This is a genomic window from Paenibacillus ginsengarvi (assembly GCF_003626695.1).
Classification (GTDB): domain Bacteria; phylum Bacillota; class Bacilli; order Paenibacillales; family NBRC-103111; genus Paenibacillus_AB; species Paenibacillus_AB ginsengarvi.
Genome location: NZ_RBAH01000006.1, coordinates 1 through 16,779 on the forward strand (window position 1 = coordinate 1; position 16,779 = coordinate 16,779).

The 16,779-nt window shown below is 55.0% G+C and carries 15 protein-coding genes and 1 riboswitch; of the genes, 6 read left to right on the top strand and 9 right to left on the bottom strand.

Annotated elements, in window-relative coordinates:
• Positions 1–203: 203 nt before the first annotated feature.
• The 5 genes from D7M11_RS09880 to D7M11_RS09900 form a co-directional block, all read right to left on the bottom strand.
• Positions 204–1,586 (bottom strand): ABC transporter substrate-binding protein, encoded by a 1,383-nt coding sequence (locus D7M11_RS09880; RefSeq protein WP_120747045.1) that lies wholly within the window; start codon positions 1,584–1,586, stop codon positions 204–206.
• Between the two features lie 158 nt (positions 1,587–1,744).
• Positions 1,745–3,361: a response regulator gene (locus D7M11_RS09885; RefSeq protein ID WP_240041035.1), complete on the bottom strand. Its 1,617-nt coding sequence runs from the start codon at positions 3,359–3,361 to the stop codon at positions 1,745–1,747.
• Entirely contained in the window at positions 3,354–5,141 is a 1,788-nt protein-coding gene (locus tag D7M11_RS09890; RefSeq protein ID WP_120747047.1) for a sensor histidine kinase, read from the bottom strand. Before D7M11_RS09890 ends, D7M11_RS09885 begins: the two co-directional genes overlap by 8 nt.
• A 368-nt stretch (positions 5,142–5,509) precedes the next feature.
• Complete coding sequence (locus D7M11_RS09895; protein ID WP_120747048.1) at positions 5,510–6,223, bottom strand: hypothetical protein; 714 nt, start codon at positions 6,221–6,223, stop codon at positions 5,510–5,512.
• Between the two features lie 135 nt (positions 6,224–6,358).
• Positions 6,359–7,258: an SDR family oxidoreductase gene (locus tag D7M11_RS09900; protein WP_120747049.1), complete on the bottom strand. Its 900-nt coding sequence runs from the start codon at positions 7,256–7,258 to the stop codon at positions 6,359–6,361.
• A gap of 217 nt (positions 7,259–7,475) precedes the next feature.
• Between D7M11_RS09900 and D7M11_RS09905 the strand changes: the two genes are divergently transcribed.
• Positions 7,476–8,441 carry a sialidase family protein gene (locus D7M11_RS09905; RefSeq protein WP_120747050.1) on the top strand — a complete coding sequence of 322 codons (966 nt, stop codon included), beginning with the start codon at positions 7,476–7,478 and terminating at the stop codon, positions 8,439–8,441.
• Between the two features lie 59 nt (positions 8,442–8,500).
• Here D7M11_RS09905 and D7M11_RS09910 read toward each other — a convergent pair whose 3' ends face one another.
• On the bottom strand, positions 8,501–9,349 hold the full coding sequence (locus D7M11_RS09910) for a phytanoyl-CoA dioxygenase family protein (protein ID WP_120747051.1): 849 nt from the start codon (positions 9,347–9,349) through the stop codon (positions 8,501–8,503).
• 207 nt (positions 9,350–9,556) lie between these two features.
• On the opposite strand from D7M11_RS09910, the gene D7M11_RS09915 reads away from it, so the two are divergent.
• The gene (locus D7M11_RS09915; protein WP_120747052.1) at positions 9,557–10,375 is read left to right on the top strand and encodes a helix-turn-helix domain-containing protein; all 819 of its coding nucleotides are present in this window, start codon (positions 9,557–9,559) and stop codon (positions 10,373–10,375) included.
• 45 nt (positions 10,376–10,420) lie between these two features.
• On the opposite strand, the gene D7M11_RS09920 is transcribed toward D7M11_RS09915, so the two are convergent.
• Positions 10,421–12,037 (bottom strand): RNA polymerase sigma factor, encoded by a 1,617-nt coding sequence (locus D7M11_RS09920; protein WP_120747053.1) that lies wholly within the window; start codon positions 12,035–12,037, stop codon positions 10,421–10,423.
• Between the two features lie 345 nt (positions 12,038–12,382).
• On the opposite strand from D7M11_RS09920, the gene rsgA reads away from it, so the two are divergent.
• From rsgA to D7M11_RS09940, 4 genes are all read left to right on the top strand, one after another.
• Positions 12,383–13,441 (top strand): ribosome small subunit-dependent GTPase A, encoded by a 1,059-nt coding sequence (rsgA, locus tag D7M11_RS09925; protein ID WP_120747283.1) that lies wholly within the window; start codon positions 12,383–12,385, stop codon positions 13,439–13,441.
• 51 nt (positions 13,442–13,492) lie between these two features.
• Positions 13,493–14,428, top strand: a complete 936-nt coding sequence (locus D7M11_RS09930; RefSeq protein WP_120747054.1) for an MORN repeat-containing protein — start codon at positions 13,493–13,495, stop codon at positions 14,426–14,428.
• A gap of 73 nt (positions 14,429–14,501) precedes the next feature.
• Positions 14,502–14,951: a universal stress protein gene (locus tag D7M11_RS09935; protein WP_120747055.1), complete on the top strand. Its 450-nt coding sequence runs from the start codon at positions 14,502–14,504 to the stop codon at positions 14,949–14,951.
• A gap of 253 nt (positions 14,952–15,204) precedes the next feature.
• Positions 15,205–15,304: riboswitch (cyclic di-GMP riboswitch) on the top strand.
• A 93-nt stretch (positions 15,305–15,397) separates the two neighbouring features.
• Positions 15,398–15,691, top strand: coding sequence for a hypothetical protein (locus D7M11_RS09940; RefSeq protein WP_120747056.1), 294 nt, complete (start codon positions 15,398–15,400; stop codon positions 15,689–15,691).
• Between the two features lie 85 nt (positions 15,692–15,776).
• Here D7M11_RS09940 and D7M11_RS09945 read toward each other — a convergent pair whose 3' ends face one another.
• Both D7M11_RS09945 and D7M11_RS09950 read right to left on the bottom strand, forming a co-directional pair.
• Complete coding sequence (locus tag D7M11_RS09945; protein WP_120747057.1) at positions 15,777–16,055, bottom strand: HesB/YadR/YfhF family protein; 279 nt, start codon at positions 16,053–16,055, stop codon at positions 15,777–15,779.
• 30 nt (positions 16,056–16,085) lie between these two features.
• Positions 16,086–16,631 carry an NADPH-dependent FMN reductase gene (locus D7M11_RS09950; protein WP_120747058.1) on the bottom strand — a complete coding sequence of 182 codons (546 nt, stop codon included), beginning with the start codon at positions 16,629–16,631 and terminating at the stop codon, positions 16,086–16,088.
• Positions 16,632–16,779: the final 148 nt, after the last annotated feature.

Below are 16,779 nucleotides of genomic sequence, written 5' to 3' on the forward strand. Positions count from 1 at the left end.
CCGCAAGCATCGTATCGTTCAACGTAAAACCGATTGGTGGTTGTTTAAGGAGCGCCACTTGGTCGAATGCCTCTTTAATAAACTCAAACACAATCGGCGCTTGGCAACCCGGTACGACAAATTGTCCTGTACCTTTGTTGCCTTTTTAAAGTTGGCTTCTTCCATGGTTTGGTTAGCCTAGTGGTTTGAATACACGCCCTAACTTATTTCACTAACATACCTTGCAAATTTTTCGGATCGAAGCTTGGATCCGGCTTCACATCCACTTCCTTGGCGGCAATCGCTTTGTCGAGCGCCTCGTTGTAGCGTTTGTTTAGATCGGTGACGATTTTGTCCAGATCGCCGCCTTGCAGCATGTATTTGTAGAACGCGTCCTGGTATTTTTCGCCTTGTACGGCTACGGTTGGCTGAATCGGCCATGCTCCGTCATACTTTGTCGGAACAAACCATTCGAAGCCTTTGATATCCGCTTTTTTCGCCTTGCTCAGCACCGATGGCACCATCGAGATTCCGTATCCTTTTTCATGATAATCAAGCAATATTTGCTCGTTGTACATGTAATTCAGGAACTTGGCGGCTTCTTTCTTATGCTTGGAGTTTTTGCTGATGCTGAGCCATTGACCGCCAAGGAAGCCGGATGCGCCGCGCACGGTTCCGTCGTACGAAGGCACTTGCGCCGCCGCCCAGCGGATTTTGGCCGGAAACTGGTTCTGGTAAACGCCCGGCTCGGAAGAGAACGAGATGTACATGCCGATTTTGCCTTCGGCAAACTGGGCGCGGAGTGGGTCGATGTCGAGCGATTCCATGCCCGGCAGGGTGCTGCCGTCGAGTTGCATTTGACGGAACGCTTCGACAACAGGCTTGAAGCCGCTTACATCGAACCGACCTGTCTTGAAATCGAAGCCGAAGCCGCCATAGCCGTTCAGCTCGGCGATCGCGCGCGCCGAACGGTCGAAGGCGCTGGCCGGGCTCTTGAAGTTGAGGGCAAATCCATAAGCTCCGTCCGCTTTGCCGACGGCCGTAAGCTTCTTCGCTGTTTCAACCATTTCCTGCAGCGTGCTCGGCGGATTTTTGATGCCGGCCTTCTCAAACAGATCCACATTATATACAAGCCGCATCGTGTAGCCGTAGTTTGGAAAACTGTACAGTTTTCCGTCAAACAGGTTCAGGTCTTTCAGCGGCGTGAACTTGTTTTTAAAATCGGCGTTAAAATAATCGTCGAGCGGCTCCAGATAGCCTTTTTTGTAGAACGTCTGGATCGTGTTCTCCTTGACGCGGAAAATGTCCGGCGACTGCGAGGAGGCAAAAGCGAGATCGATCGCCTGGTTGTATTCTTCCGTCTTGACCACATAATTGATTTCTATCCCGGGGTTTTCGGCTTGAAACTTGGCGATTTTTTCTCTTGTGTAATCGGCATCCGTACGGTCAACCGACCAGAACTCCAGCTTCACTTTATCTTCCGAACCCTTTTTATTGGCGGACGCGTCCGGGTTTGCGCCGTCGGTGCCTGTGCTGCCGCTGTTGCAAGCGGCCAACGCCAGCGTCATCAGAACGCTGAATCCCATATACCCGATCTTTTTCTTCATTTCTGAAAATCCTCCCTTTCGTTCGTTACCCGCGCTGCGGTAACATCGTGCGGGCCCCCTGAAGTATTTGCTACTCGCTCTCTCAGTATGAAGCCTGGGACACCAACCGTACATGCGGCACGACCAACATCGAGGGTAACAAAACGGCGAAGTTTCGCTTACGGCCCGGTCTTGCCCAAGTACGCCTGCCTGAACTCCGACGGCGTCATGCCGGTCACCCTCTTGAACACTTCGCTAAAGTATCGCCGGTGCTCGTAGCTGAGCGCATCGGCGATTTCCTGCACCTGATAGTCTTCGATCAGCATCTGCTTGGCCCGTTCGATCCGCTCTTGCGTGATAAACTGCTGCACGGTCACGCCGACGATTTTCTTGAACACGTTGGAGAAGTAGCCGGGGCTGAGGTTAGCTTGTTTGGCGCATTGTTCGATCGTAAGCGGCTGCTTGAGATTGTCCCGGATGTACTGCATCGACTGCCGGACGATTTGTTCCGACTCGCTCGTACGCTGCATCTCGATCCACTTGCAGCCCTCGCGGCAAATGTCGCCCAGCAGCTGCCGCAGCTCCTGCATCGTCGGCTCCGCCGCCTTGTTCTCGCGAATGCGCCGCTCCAATCCCTGAACCTGCTCATGAGGCAGCTTCTCCAGCAGCACCCGCAGCATCATAAACGCCAGCTCGTAACAAACGCTGATCATATAATCGGGCTTTGGCGTTCCGGCGAACAAATCGTTTAGCAACTGCGCAAGCAGCCCCGAGCTTTTTTCGAGGTTCCCCGAACGCAGAGCGAACAGCAGCTCCTGAGCGGCTGCGGGCGCGAAGCGCGGCGGCTCCTTATCGGCGCCGGCGATTTGGGCGAAGCTGAACGCCCCGTTGCCTCCGGTGTAGAAATGGTAGGAAAAGGCGTGCAGCGCTTGCTCGTACGAATCCGGCAACTGGCTTATATCGTCCGCAATCAATCCGATGCCGATCGAGATAGTGAAGCGGGTATACAACGCGATATGAGCGCAGCAGCGGTCGGCGATACGGCTGGCCAGCTCCGGATCGTCACAATTGAGGATGCAGACGTGGCGGCTCGCACTTTCCCGGAATACGACGCCTTTCGTAAACGTGCCAATCGTTTCCTCAAGAATGTTTTGCAGGGAAAACCGGATCAGTTCCACTTCGTGGGTCGGCAGCGCCGCGTAGCTGCCATCGAAACGATCAATTTCTACGATCATTGCCACGAGCTGCACGGGTTCCAGCGGAATTCGAAAATACTGCCAACGGTTCTCGGCCTGCTCGACGTTTGTTCGGTGATGAACGAGCGTGTTTAAATATTCCTGGCGCAGGAGCGGCATGCTTTCCTTCAGCCGTTTCTCCATTTCGTGGACCTCGGTCAGGCTGCGTCGCTCCTCTTCCCACGCTTCTTTCGCTTTCAGCACCACTTTGACGATTTCCGCGCGTGAGAACGGCTTCTTCAAAAAATCGAAAGCACCAAGCCGAATGGCTTGTTGGGCATAGGCAAAGTCGGTATAACCGCTCAAAATAATGACTTTGCAGTGCGGATCCAGCTTCATGATCTGAGCGGTCATTTCCAGACCGTCCATTCTCGGCATCCGAATGTCCGTCAACACGATATCCGGGCGCATCCTGTCGACGAGCTGCAGACCGTCGACACCGCTTCCGGCCGTACCTGCAATCTCGATCCCGTGCGACGACCAATCGATTCGGCTCGTAATCATCTCGACGACGCTGCTGATATCGTCGATTACGCATAGTCGAATGAGCCGTTCAATCATTTGCATCTCCTCCTTCCGTAACCGGCAGCCGCAGCACGACTTCCGCGCCGCAGCCCGGCTCGCTGTACAGATCCATCCGGGCTTGTTCGCCATAATACAGTTGCAGCCGATGCGCGATGTTGCGCAGAGCATAGCCTTTATTGCTTGTGGCGGTATGACGCATGTTGCGATAAACCTCCTCGATGTCCATGCCGCAGCCGTTGTCCTTGACCGAAAGGATGAGCTGCGCCGCCTCCGCACGAATGGCGATGTCGATGTGCCCGCCGTTTTCCATGTTTTCAAAGCCATGGACAATCGCGTTCTCGACAAGAGGCTGCAGCAAAATTTTCAGTACGCTCGACGAAAGGTTCACCCCGCTGCCGATATCGAGACGGTAATCGAATAACGTGTCGTAGCATTTATGCTGAATCGCCAAATACATCTGCATGTGGGTAATTTCATCTTCCAGTGTAACCCAGTCGCGGCCGTTGCTAAGGCCGAGCTGGAACATGTGGGAGAGCGAAAGAATCATATCGTTCACGTCGTCGTTTTTCCCGAGCTCCGACTTGCAATAAATCGTGTTGAGTGTGTTATAAAGGAAGTGCGGGTCCATCTGGGCGGTGAGCGCTTTGATCTCCGCCTTCCGCTTTTCCCTTTCCCCGTCGGTGACGTCCTGGATCAATCGTTTGATTTCGTCCAGCATACGATTGAAGCGAAATCCGACCTGGGCCACCTCATCCCGGTAAGGGCTCGCAAAGCGCACGTTCAAGTCGTTACGCTCGACTCGCTTCATCAACTCCTGCAGCTTGTATAGCGGCTTGAGCAGCAGCCTCGTCAGCCCGTTCGACACGAAGAGGGAGAGCAGCAGGCAGCCGAACAGCGCATACAATGTCGATCGTTTGATACCGTTGACTTGGGCGAGCAGACGCTCCTTGGACTGGACACCAAGTAAAATCCAGTTCTCGCCCACTTCCAGCCGCGCGTAGTTGATCAGCGATTCGCTGCCGTTCAGGGGAAAGAAAAAGTAGCCGGCTTTATCCTTGTACAGCCGTTCGAGGAAGGAGGATCGCCACTTGGCGTCGGTAGCCGCATAAAGAGGCGAGCGAACGACTTCCTGGCCTTCCTCGTTGATGAACATATAGCTCAGTCCGGTCTCGGTCGTATTCTGATTGTCCGCAATCAAGCGTAACAAATCGTTTTCCTTGACATTAACAATGATATAGACGTTATAATCCTGGTTCGGTATTTCTCCGATCGTGCTCAGCACGAGAGATATGACCTGCTCCCGATTCGAGAAGAAGGGGTCTTCGTGGCGCGGCACCCAGAACGGCCGTTTCTCGATTTTGGCCTGCTTGTATAATTCGCTGTCGTAGAACGACTGATTCGTCAGACGCATCGAATTCGTCGGGTAAAAGTCGCCGATCGGGGTGGCAATCAGGATCGATTGGATGTAGCTATCGTAGAAACTGAATTGCGAGAACACCTTCTGCAGCAAGGTCAAATGTTGGTAGTACCGGCTCGTATTCGCCGATGCGACATCGTCCATCATCTCTTTGAACGGATCGCTCATGGTCAGCGACATCATGGAGACGGTAATGTTGCGAAGGCGCTGATCGACGACCTGGGCCGTCTTGTTGATCGTATCTTCGCTGAGCCGGAAGGCGTTATTTTGTACGACTTTTGCGGCGATGAAATACGAGATCGTCCCATTCGCGCTTACGGCCAGTGTGATGAGCAGGACAATCGTAAGCCAGACCCGGTTACGAAACGACAATCCGTAAAACCATGCTTTTATTCGCATCGCTAGTGACCTACTCTGCCGCCGCACTTAGCAGCGCTTTGATAGGGTTGTGGTCGTCGCTGGTAGTCGTGATTCTAATCATTGTCTTACCGTCCCCCAATATACGATTCATATGCACGCATAAGCTTAGGCCGCCGCTATCGACCAGTGAAGCGACCCTGCAGCGTGCTTCAGCTTTACTAGTATAGCTTATATGGATATGTTGCAATAGCAAGAAGGAAGTGTCAAGATAGGCGTCTATCCGAGATCCTGTCCGTCTAACGAGAGAAGGTAAGCGTAAAATAGTCCCCGCCTGGTGATCAGACGGGGACTGGAATACGCTATTTTGTAATGGTAAATACGAGGCACGTTAAAGGAAGTGAATAAGTTTATCCTTTTATTTTCGTTTGCAGCAGCTCTACAAGCTGCTGGCCGATGTCATCCATATTAAAGCCGCCACCTGTCCGGGCCGGACCAGCGCCATTGCCGCCGTCGGCACCCGGCCGTCCTTGTCCAGGAGCACCGGCTTGTCCGCTCGCGCCAGCTTGCCCGCCTGCACCGGCCTGTCCGCCTGCACTGCCTTGGCCACCGGCACCGGCGCTCGCACCGCCTTGTCCGCCGGGTCCGCCTCTACCGCCTTGCCCGCCTTCGGGACGACCCTGGCCGTTTTCGCCGCCTGGCGCTCCGGGCATGCGGGAGGCGGCGTTTTTGACGTACGCCTTTTGCTCCGCAGTCAGCTTGTCCAGCAGCTTTGTCTCATTGTCGTCGGACAGCTCCTTCTTTGTAATGACATCCTGGACGATCGGCAGCATCGTGCCGGCTTGTTCCTTCGTAATCGCCAGGCCGTCCGCTTTGTCCATCGTTAAGAGCGAGCGGAAAACCATATTCATTTTCATCGTCTGCTGGTTCATGCCGCCGCGGCCCGGTTGTTGTCCGTTTTGTCCTTGCCCGTTTGCCCCGCCTGGTGCCGCGTTTTGCCCCTGAGACGCTTGGACGCCAGCGGTATCGCCGCTAGAGGCCGATTTGGCTTCGCTCCCGCATCCTGCCAGCAGGACGGATAATACGATTGAGGCGCTTAGCATCGCAGTGATCCGGTAATTCATCGTCTCCACTCCCGTATATGTAGTAGGGATCTCTCCGGTTTCACTATAACGCTGCAAGCTGAAAGGAGGATTAGGCGGGGCTGAAAGCGAGCTGAATGTAAGCTGAATGTTTCGGCATGTCGCCCCGAAGCCGGTTCAGGATTGCATGGACGCGCCGCCGTCCACGTGGAGAATTTGTCCCGTTACATAGCTGGAGTCGGCAGAGGCCAAATAGACATAAGTCGGAGCCAGCTCCACCGGCTGCCCGGCCCGTTTCATCGGAGTATCCGAGCCGAATGTCGGAATATACTCGGCGGGCCAGCTCGCAGGCTGAAGCGGAGTCCAGATCGGTCCCGGGGCCACGCCGTTGACGCGAATGCCTTGCGACACAAGAGAACGAGCCATTGATCTTGTAAAGCTGACTACCGCCCCTTTGGTGCCGGAATAATCGATCAGCAGTTCGTTTCCGGTGTAGGCGTTTATCGAGGCGGTATTAATAATGGCGCTTCCGCTTGCCAAATGCGGCAAGGCAGCCTTCGTCATATAAAACATAGCAAATACATTGACGCTAAACGTAAGCTCCAACTGCTCTTGCGAAATATTCGCCAAACTGCTTTGGGGAAACTGCACGCCTGCGTTATTCACGAGAACATCCAGCCGTCCCAAGCTGGACACGGTGTCTGCGACAGCCTGTTTGCAAAAGGTCTCGCTTCTGACATCCCCCGGGAAGAGCAGACATTTTCTTCCCTGAGCCTCGACGTAAGCTCTGGTCAAGTTCGCATCCTCGTGCTCGTTGTAGTAAACGATGGAGATATCCGCTCCCTCCTTGGCAAACGCCAGCGCAACCGCTCTCCCGATTCCGCTGTCGCCCCCTGTCACGAGCGCCGCTTTGTCTTTCAGTTTTCCGGTCCCGACATAGTCCGGATTATCGAATACGGGTCTCGGTTCCATCAAATATTCCAGCCCGGGCTGGCTTGGCTGATGCTGCGGCGGAAATTGGACGGGCACCTGCTCGCATTTTTCCTTATACCCCAAGTACGGATTAATCGGATGCATAAGTTCGCCTCCTGACAGCTATCGTTACAACTTTATAAGTATGTAATCGAACTTATATAAAGACCGCCGCAAGGAGATATAGACCCGAGCCCAAAAAGGGAGTATAATAGGCGCATAGAATAATGTTATCGATAACATTTTGTTTTCCGGGGAGCTTGCCGCAGAGCTCAGGCGGGGCCGGCCGACCGAATTGAATATACATGGGGGAGAGTCTATTATGCACACTTTGTCGGCGGAAAAGGAAATTATTTTCGAGAAGGGCAAGTTCTTTGAAAGCTGTCACGCTTCCTCCGTGCTCGTGCTGCCGAGCGGAGACGTACTGGCGGCATGGTTCGCCGGAACTCGCGAGGGCGCAGACGATGTAGGCATCTGGCTGGCCCGCCGCAGTGGCGGCGTATGGAGCGATCCGCAGGTGGTAGCCGACGAAAACGATCTGCCTCACTGGAACCCGGTGCTGTTCCTTACCGCGTCCGGCACGGTTCAGCTGTATTACAAAGTCGGCAAGAAAATCCCGCAGTGGCAAACCCGCATCATCACGTCGCAGGACGGCGGACTGACCTGGTCCGAGCCGAAGGAGCTTGTTCCCGGCGATTTTGGCGGAAGAGGTCCGGTCCGATGCAAACCGATTTATACGAAGGACGGCAAACTGGTCGCGCCCGCCTCGGTCGAAACGAAGACGGAATGGGATGCCTTCGTAGATTTGTCGGACGACGACGGACAGACGTGGACGAAAAGCAGCTTCGTACCGGTCGATCACAGCACGTTTCCGCAGAAAGGGATTATACAGCCGACCTTGTGGGAAACGTCCGAAGGTTTACATATGCTCGTGCGTACTTCGGCGGCGGAAATTTACCGCAGCGACTCGGCTGACGGCGGTCGGACGTGGACGCCCGCTTATCCAATCGGCTTGCCCAACAATAATAGCGGGATCGATATCGTGCAGCTGGACGACGGCAGACTGGTGCTTATTTTCAACCCTGTAGGGCTGAACTGGGGGGCGCGTTCGCCGCTCATTCTCCGCATGTCCGAAGATAACGGCAAAACATGGGGAATTCCGTTCGCGCTGGAGAAGGAGGAAGGGGAGTATTCGTATCCGGCCCTCGTAGCCGAGGGACGTACGCTTCATCTGACTTATACGTGGAAACGGGAAACGGTCGCTTATTGGAAAATCGAGCTGGAATAACGGCATAAACGAGGGACGATGCAGGCTGCGAAAAGCCCGATATCGTCCCTTATTCGTTTTTAATGTACGTACGCGCTGCCGGTTTCGATCCCGCAAGGTCCGCCGTCCGGATTCGCCTCGAGATGGGCCTCCGTTCCGTCCGCGTGGAATAGCGGGCGGTAATGGGCGCTGATGCTGGCCGCGGAGGCGTTCGCGTAATGGCATATGAACGCTCTGCGGAAACGGTCCTTCGTCTTGTTGCGGTAAGAGCCGTGAATCAGGTTGCCGCCAAAAAACAGCACATCGCCCTTGTCCATCCGGACGGGGACCGCTTTCCGGTCTTTGGGCGGTTTGACGTAATGGGTCGTGAATGATTCGTTCGTGTCGGCCGTATCCGGGCACACGATATCGTAGTTGTTCGTCTTCGGTACAACGAGCAGGCCGCCGTTCTCTTCGTCGGCCGGATCGATCGCCGTCCAGGCAGCGATGCAGTTGCCGGGTTCGACCTTCAAGTAAAAGTTATCCTGATGCAGCGCCTGACCGCGTGAGCCGGGCGGCTTGTAATAGAACATGCTTTGCGCGGCGAGCGGCTCTTCCCCGTACAGATCTCGCAGCGCATCCAGCACCGGCTTGTGCAGCATGTACTTCTTCGCCGTTTCGTTGAAGCGGTGCGGATGCATGACGCGCGGGTATCGTTTCAGCGGGTCGGACGTCTCCGTGTTCAGGTCGGGCGTATAATAGCCGGGGATGATCCGGCCGCTGATCTCTTCGAACGTTCGCTCGATTTCTTTCACCTCGTCCGGCCCGAACAGACCTTGCACCAGGAGATAGCCCTCCTCCTCGAAATGCCTTTTTTGCTCCACCGTTAGCAGAAACAACAGACCCACCTCCACAGTTTCTGAAAGGCCGTGTGCGGCATGCCCGCCCATGATGCCTCTCCCTCGATTACTTCGATTTTACTGCGGCTGGCCTACTTGCCGGAAGTCACAATCGTGCCGATTTCTCCTACAATCCTGCTATCACCAAAAAAGGGAATGACGGCTGCGATCTTGTTATTTCCTGAATCGATGAGATAATCTGAGGTAAGAGCGACTATGCAATGCTGCCTTATATGGATGGAAAGCGAGGGGAAGGCCATGTCTGAGCCTATCTACACCTTGTCCGGGAGCGAGGGCCAAGCGAGCGGCGTCGTCATCGCCGGACATTTTGACAATCCGGATACATATATGACGAGGCGGCCGGGAGGGATGGAGGACTGGCTGATCACATATACGCTCAAGGGCCAGGGCTATTTTGTAACGTCGGGCGTCAGAAGCGTATGCGGGCCAGGGGACATCACGCTGCTGAAGTCGGGTACGCCGCATGAATACGGAACGGAGAAAGGCAATCGCTGGAACTTCGTTTGGGCGCATTTTTCGCCGAGAATGATGGAGACGGGGCTGCTTCCGGATCGGGAGCTTATCGTTCACAAGGTCGAGAGCGAGGCGGTACGCAAACGAATGTACCGGGCCTTCAAGCGGGTGCTGGCCGACTTCGGGGAGCGCGGGCCTTACTGGCATGAGCTGAGCGAAAATGCGCTGCGCGAAATTTTACTGCTGCTGGCGAAACGAATGAGCAAGCCGATCGATCCCCGCATCGAGGAAACGATTCGGCTGCTCTCCGCCAGCATGTGCGACGAGGTGCGCATCGACGATCTGGCGCGGGCGATCGGGCTGTCGCCGTCCAGACTATCCCATCTGTTCAAGGAGACGACCGGCCATTCGATTGTCGACTCGTTGAACTCAATGCGTATCCGGCAGGCGGCGCTGCTGCTCCGGCATACGGATAGAACCGCGACGGAGGTGGCACTTGACGTCGGCTTTTCGAATTACAACCATTTTCTGAACCAGTTCCGCAAACGGTACGGCGTCAGTCCGAGCGTGTTTCAGAAGGAAGGGTTCGGACCGGATGCGTGAGCGGCGGGCGATTGGCGGGAGGCGAGAGCCACTCCTATGGCCACATCAACCCGCGCTCCCTGCCGGATCGCCCAACCGCAAATACATTCCAATCGTGCTCCTGCCGATCTGCTCCGGGATCTCGATTCGGCTGCATTCCAGCGCATGGCGCAGCGACATCATCCGAAAATCGCTAATATACTGCGATGCCGCAAACTTGAGCTGTTCGCCAAGTCTGGCCGGAGCCAAACGCCCGATTTCCTCATAGATGAAATCGTAATATAGCTCCATCATACGTAGCAGCTCCGGAAAGAGCGGCGCCTCCTCCAGCCTTTCGATGAGCTCCTGCTCCTGCACGGTAGTAAACACAAGGAATGATGGGTGCAGTGCTCCGTCCTCCTCCAAGAGAAACCCTCGCTCGGTCAGCTTCCGTACAATGGGTTTTTCGCTATGACTCTGCAAGCCAAGAAGGTCGTTCGAGCGCAGGGCATTTGCCAGAACGGCAACTTCGGCCGAATAAAGCTCCCCGGCACGCTCCGACAGCCCGTTCATGTTGATTTTGTACGCCCACATCGCAGCGGCATCGCCTCCGTTTCCATTAAGTCCGACAAACGTAGGGTAGGGCAGCGCACAAAACTCATAACCGGTAATGTCCCATCTGCCGTTACCCGGCCTTTCCGTGCGCTCTTGCGGAACCCGCTTCGCAGCAGCAGTCAGTAGCGATAACCGGTCGACGGCATACGGAAGGAGCGTCCAGTACAGCTCTTCGCTTCGTTTGCCGCAACCCGTAAAGCCGATAGCCCGAACGGACTCCAGGGTACTGTCCAGCATGGAGAGGAGCAGCGGGCAAAATGCTCGGCTCAAGTCTTCAAGCCTGTGGAAAATGCGGCTCTGGGTTTCTTGGTTTACGATTATAAAATCGGTTTCGTATTTGCCGCCGCCGACCTCCTTCAGCAGCGTCTGATCGAATAGCAGTTTGACTTCCTCTTCCATATAGGGCATTGCGATGCCCAGATCGAGACATAATTCCTCAAGCGACATCGGATTCCGGTAAGCGGAGAGGAGTATGTTTTTCGGAATCCGCCTTTGGATGTAAGCCCAGGGCGAGCCGTTTTTGCCATCGCTGCCGCTCCTGACGAACGATACCTGCTCGGCGGCAAAGCTGCGCTGTCCGAGTTCCCGCGCCATGTTCATGCCCTCCTTCAACTGCCTTCTCGATTCGTACAGCTTGCGTTTGATAGTGCCTTCCGGCATGTTTAACTTTTGGGCAATTGCCGGTATTTTGTCGCCATGAATGTAGTAGGCGACGGTAATGTGGCGATAGTCCACGGCGAGCAGCGAAAGCTCCCGCTTCAGCATCGCTATACTTTCCCCGAGCACGAGGCGGTCTTCGGCGGACAGACTGGGGTCCAGGATCGATTCCGCAGCGCGTCCGTCGGTCCTTCCCCATTCGGCGGCCCGTCTTTGCCGTTTCACCCATTCGGCGTAACAATGGCGAGCGACGCCCCACAGCCAGTGGGAGAACTGATGCGGAACGCAGCCGTGAGCAAGGCTCAGGAGCGCCTGGGCGGCAATTTCTTGGGCGAGGTCTTCGGCGTCTTCTTTCCGGCCCGTTTTCTTCAAAGCGTAAAAGTAAAGCTTCCCCATATGCTGCTGAAGCGTAGCGGCGTGTTCGGACTCCATCTCGGCGCAAACACCTGCCTTTCTACTGGAATAGTGGCGATTTCACAAAAACGGTTCGGCGTTTCGCAGCGAATTTGAAAAAAAAATTATACTTATTCAATCGCGTGTACCGGCGGCGAAAATGGAATATGATAAATGTGGCAGACTATGCTACTTATTGTAAATAAGCCTGGGTACTTTGACGAGGCTTAGCACCTTATCCATGAAAGGGCGGATGTTAAATGTCAATTAGCCTTGCAGGAAACGGAAAGACCAGCAATCATGCAAGCTGCGGGAGACGCGCCGTCTGAACAAACCATGACGGATGCGCTTCCGTAAGCAAACGGGAGGAATCCGCATTTGAATATGGAACGATTGGGCTGGACGCCCGAATGGGAACACAAATTTCGCCAGCAAGCCGAGCCGGGAGACGAATACGGCCGGATTGCGCTGGAGCATACGCATTTGTATCGCATTTACACGGAGCGCGGGGACATGCTCGCGGAAGTTTCTGGTCGTCTGCGACATCTCGCCGCAGGCCGAAACGATTTTCCGGCTGTCGGCGACTGGGTCACGATTCGTTACCGGGAAGCCGATAACCAGGCGATCATTAACGGGATTTTGCCCCGCATCAGCAAGTTTTCGCGCAAAATGGCCGGAGCGGTAACGGACGAGCAGATTGTCGCGGCAAACGTGAATACGGTATTTCTTGTTAACTCGCTCAATCAGGATTTTAATGTCAGGCGATTGGAACGGTATTTGATTCTTGCCTGGGAGAGCGGAGCGAACCCGGTCGTCGTGCTGACGAAGGCCGATCTGTGCGGGGACGAGGAACGCCGGGAACGGGTGGCCGAAGCGGAAGCGGCGGCGATCGGCGTTCCGGTTTATGCCGTCAGCGCGGCTGCTGGAGACGGCATAGAGGCGTTGGCGCCTTATTTGGCGAACGGACAGACGGTTGCGCTGCTCGGCTCCTCCGGCGCCGGCAAGTCGACGCTCGTGAACCGTTTGTACGGCGAAGCGATCATGCAGGTGCAGGACATTCGCGAAGGCGACGACAAGGGCCGCCATACGACGACGCATCGCGAGCTCGTCGCGCTGCCTGGAGGCGGCGTACTGATCGATACGCCGGGCATGCGCGAGCTTCAGCTGTGGCACGCGGACGGCGGACTCGACCAAGGGTTTCGCGTCGTAGAGGAGCTGTCGGCCGCGTGCCGATTCGCCGATTGCGGGCATGGCGGAGAGCCCGGCTGCGCCGTGCAGGAAGCGCTCCGCAGCGGCTCGCTGTCGGCGGATCGTTACGAGAGCTATTTGAAGCTGCAGCGGGAGCTCGCCTATTTGGCCCGCAAGGAAGATGCGGCGCTGCGGCATAAAGAAAAGGAACGCTGGAAGAAAATCCATATGGACATGCGCAAAAAAGGCAGGTAACCGTAGTACCCGCCGAGGCGTCCTGCCCCGAAGCGAAGGAGTGACCGGAGCTTGAAACGATCCCAATTTGGTTTTCTGAAACAGGCCTGTTCCGAGCTGTATACGTTTGTATCGCGGGCGGAGTTTGCCTGCGAAAGCGCCCCTGCCGCCGCTATGGCCGATCTGAAGGCAGCAGGTAGATGGCTGGCGCTGGACATGTTGAAGCGGGAAGGCGCACTGCGGGAAGGCAGTGAGCCGGACGATCTCATCGCCGAGCTGGAGGCGCTGGAGCTGCTAGAGCCGGTGTTCGTGAACGCCCTGAGGCGGTTGGAGCTTGCCGATCTGCGCGAGAGCGAGCTGTTTTTTGACGCCTATGCGGCGAAGCAGCTTCTGCTTGCCATGTACGACCTGAGCTGCTGGTTTTACCGGACGTATATCGACGACCGCTACGTGCCGGACCCTTTCCATCTGGCCGGTGCCGATTCGGCGAGGCGGGGGCTAACGGTCTCCGAAATGGACAGGAGCGGAGAAGGCAGGGAGACAGTAGTGGACATCGACGGTGACGATCATGCCGCCGAATGGACGACGGATCGCGCCTTATCCGAAGAATCGCATCCGAAGAGAGACGAGCGGGGCGGCTTATACAACGGAGAGAGGCTCGGGTCCTGGAGGCACGGACGGGGAACGTACGTATGGGGGGACGGAACGAAGTACGAAGGCAGCTGGGTGAAGGATATGGAGCATGGTTATGGAATGAAGGCATATGCGAACGGCGACCGGTACACCGGCCAGTGGCAGGAAGGCTTTTTCCACGGCAAAGGCGTATACGTATGGGCGGACGGCAGCCGGCATGAGGGATGCTGGGAGAGCGGCATGGAGCATGGCTACGGATGTAAGACATACGCGGACGGGTCGCGGCGTAACGGCTACTGGACGTACGGGGAACTCGTAAACTTGACGGATCAGCTCCAATCTTCTATGATTCAATCAAGTAAAACGCGGGTATGATATAGTATACCGATTATAGGGCTCCGAGTACTCAGACGAATCTCCATTCCTAGCAGAGAGAGGATGTTCTTCCATGCCATTTCAACATGTAATTGTCGCCTATGACGGATCTCCCGAGTCGCAAACCGCTCTTGACCGCGCGGCCGATCTCGTTCGTTCGACGCCGGATTCGCGTCTGACGGTCGTCCATGCGTTTCATTTCCCGAACTTCGTAGTCGGCGAAGCGATGGTGGTGGCGCCTGTCATTACCGAGCTTGAGAGCATTTCGGAATCGGATCGGATTATGGATGAAGCGAAGGCGAGAGTCGGCGATTTGCCGAATACATCGTTTACGATGCTTCAGGGCGACCCGGCGATTGCCATCTTGGAGAACGCCGAGCACATCGGCGCGGACCTGATCGTAATCGGCAGCCGAGGGCTTGGAACATTCAAGGAATGGGTGCTCGGGAGCGTGAGCCATCATGTCGTGCAGCATGCGAAAATTCCGGTGCTCGTCATTAAGGCGCCTGCCCAAGGACGATAACGGCCTCTGAGGCGCGGTGAGTACGGACCATAGATTTGGATAAAGCGGAGGCGGATGTCGTCCCGCTTTTTTTGTATAAGCAGAAGGGAAGCGATCGCCGTTTTGTCGAATTGTTTGTCGAAAAAGCGGAAAAATGTTCGGGATTAAACAGAAATACGTCAAAAATAGGTATAAAGGAGGATGCGAAAGCAAGCCAACCTCCTATATTCTTAGGATAAGGAATCAAGGGCAGGAAGCAAAACCTTCGATTATTTCCCGATAACGGCAAAACCGGCTAAAGCCGGCGACGCAAAGCTATAGGGGCTAAAGTCTCAGTTCGTGAAGAACGGGGACTATGTCAGCCAGCTACCGAACGAATGCGATTGAGGTTTTTTTGTTTTGTTCGGACATGACGCGCGGGATGGACCTTGTCTGCAAATTCACGATAGCAAAGGGGCTGTTGAATCATGGACGAAGGGCTCCAAGCAATGGAGCGCGGGTTTTACGTGAAATTGGGCGACGATTTTTTCGGCATGTACGAGTCGAAGACCGGGCCGAAGCTTTTTTTCAACCGCGACAAATATCGATTGACCGATTCGAAGTGGGATGTAGAGCTCGTCATCGGGCGCAAAAACAATTTGTTCATTTTTTACTGGCAGGGCGAGATGAAAATTTCGTTCCGCTTCTGTAAGCATCAGGATTCGGTCATTCAGCTGTACCGCCTGCTGCAGGAGCATGTCTCGTCGAAACGCACTTTGTAGCTTGGCGTGAGTCTGACCGCCGAAAGGTGAAAGAAAAGAGCCGTATCCAATGGATGCGGCTCCGTTTTTTTTCGGGGCGTGCCCTTCATTTCGTCAAATGAAAATAAATATCTTCACCCTTGGCGTCCAGCGTCAAATCGCGCTCCTCCAAATACCAGACATCCGTTTCCTCCATAAAAAAGGTAATGCCCCCCGCGACGGTCGACAGGCCGATATCCAGCGGTTTTCCGCTCATAATACCAAGCGCGTAAGGGTCTTCCCCGCCGCCGGCGTATCGTACGTAGATGCGGATAGAATCGCCCGGGCGAAAGCGCCATTCCTTCTGAAAGCAAAACACAGCTGCGTCGGTTACGTTCAGTTTCATCCTCAGTCTCCGTTTCTTGCCGATCCTGAATCAATCGGCTGCTGTCTTCAATCGTTTGTGCATAAAGACAAGCTCTTGCGCCAATCGTTCGATCCGTTCGATCACTTCGGGATCGGCGACCTGCTTAAGCTCGTTGAAATGGCTGTCATGCAAGTATACATAACTCGGTGCGACGTAGGAGCGGAAATACCCGGCTATCGGCTTAAGCTGGTTTTCGATCACGAGGTAGTGCTGATACGTTCCGCCGGTGGCGACGAAACCGATCACCTTTTTATGAAGTGCGGATACGGGAATCAGATCGAACAAGTTTTTGAGCGGACCGGCCAAGGAAGCCTGGAAGATCGGAGTGCCGATGACGTAAAAGTCCGCTTCCGCGATTTTGTCGATCACGATTTTCGTATCTCCCGTATAGGCGGAAGGGTCGCGGCCGTCGCAAAATTGGACGGTGTATTGCTTCAAATCGAGCAACTCGGTTTCGACGCTTGCATCGTGTTTGCGCGCTTCCCGCAGCACGTGATCGACAGCGGCGGCTGTCTTGGAGCCGATAATCGTTCCGGATATGCCGAGCAGTTTCATGACGTTTCGCCTCTCTTGTACGATTGATCTTAGTATTCTCTTTCGAATTTAGCAATGTAGGGCTCATCTTGAAATATGTCGATAATGCTCTTTTAAATAAGAAAATACAAAGCCTCTTTGTATTTGTTTGCATATATAGTATACGTCA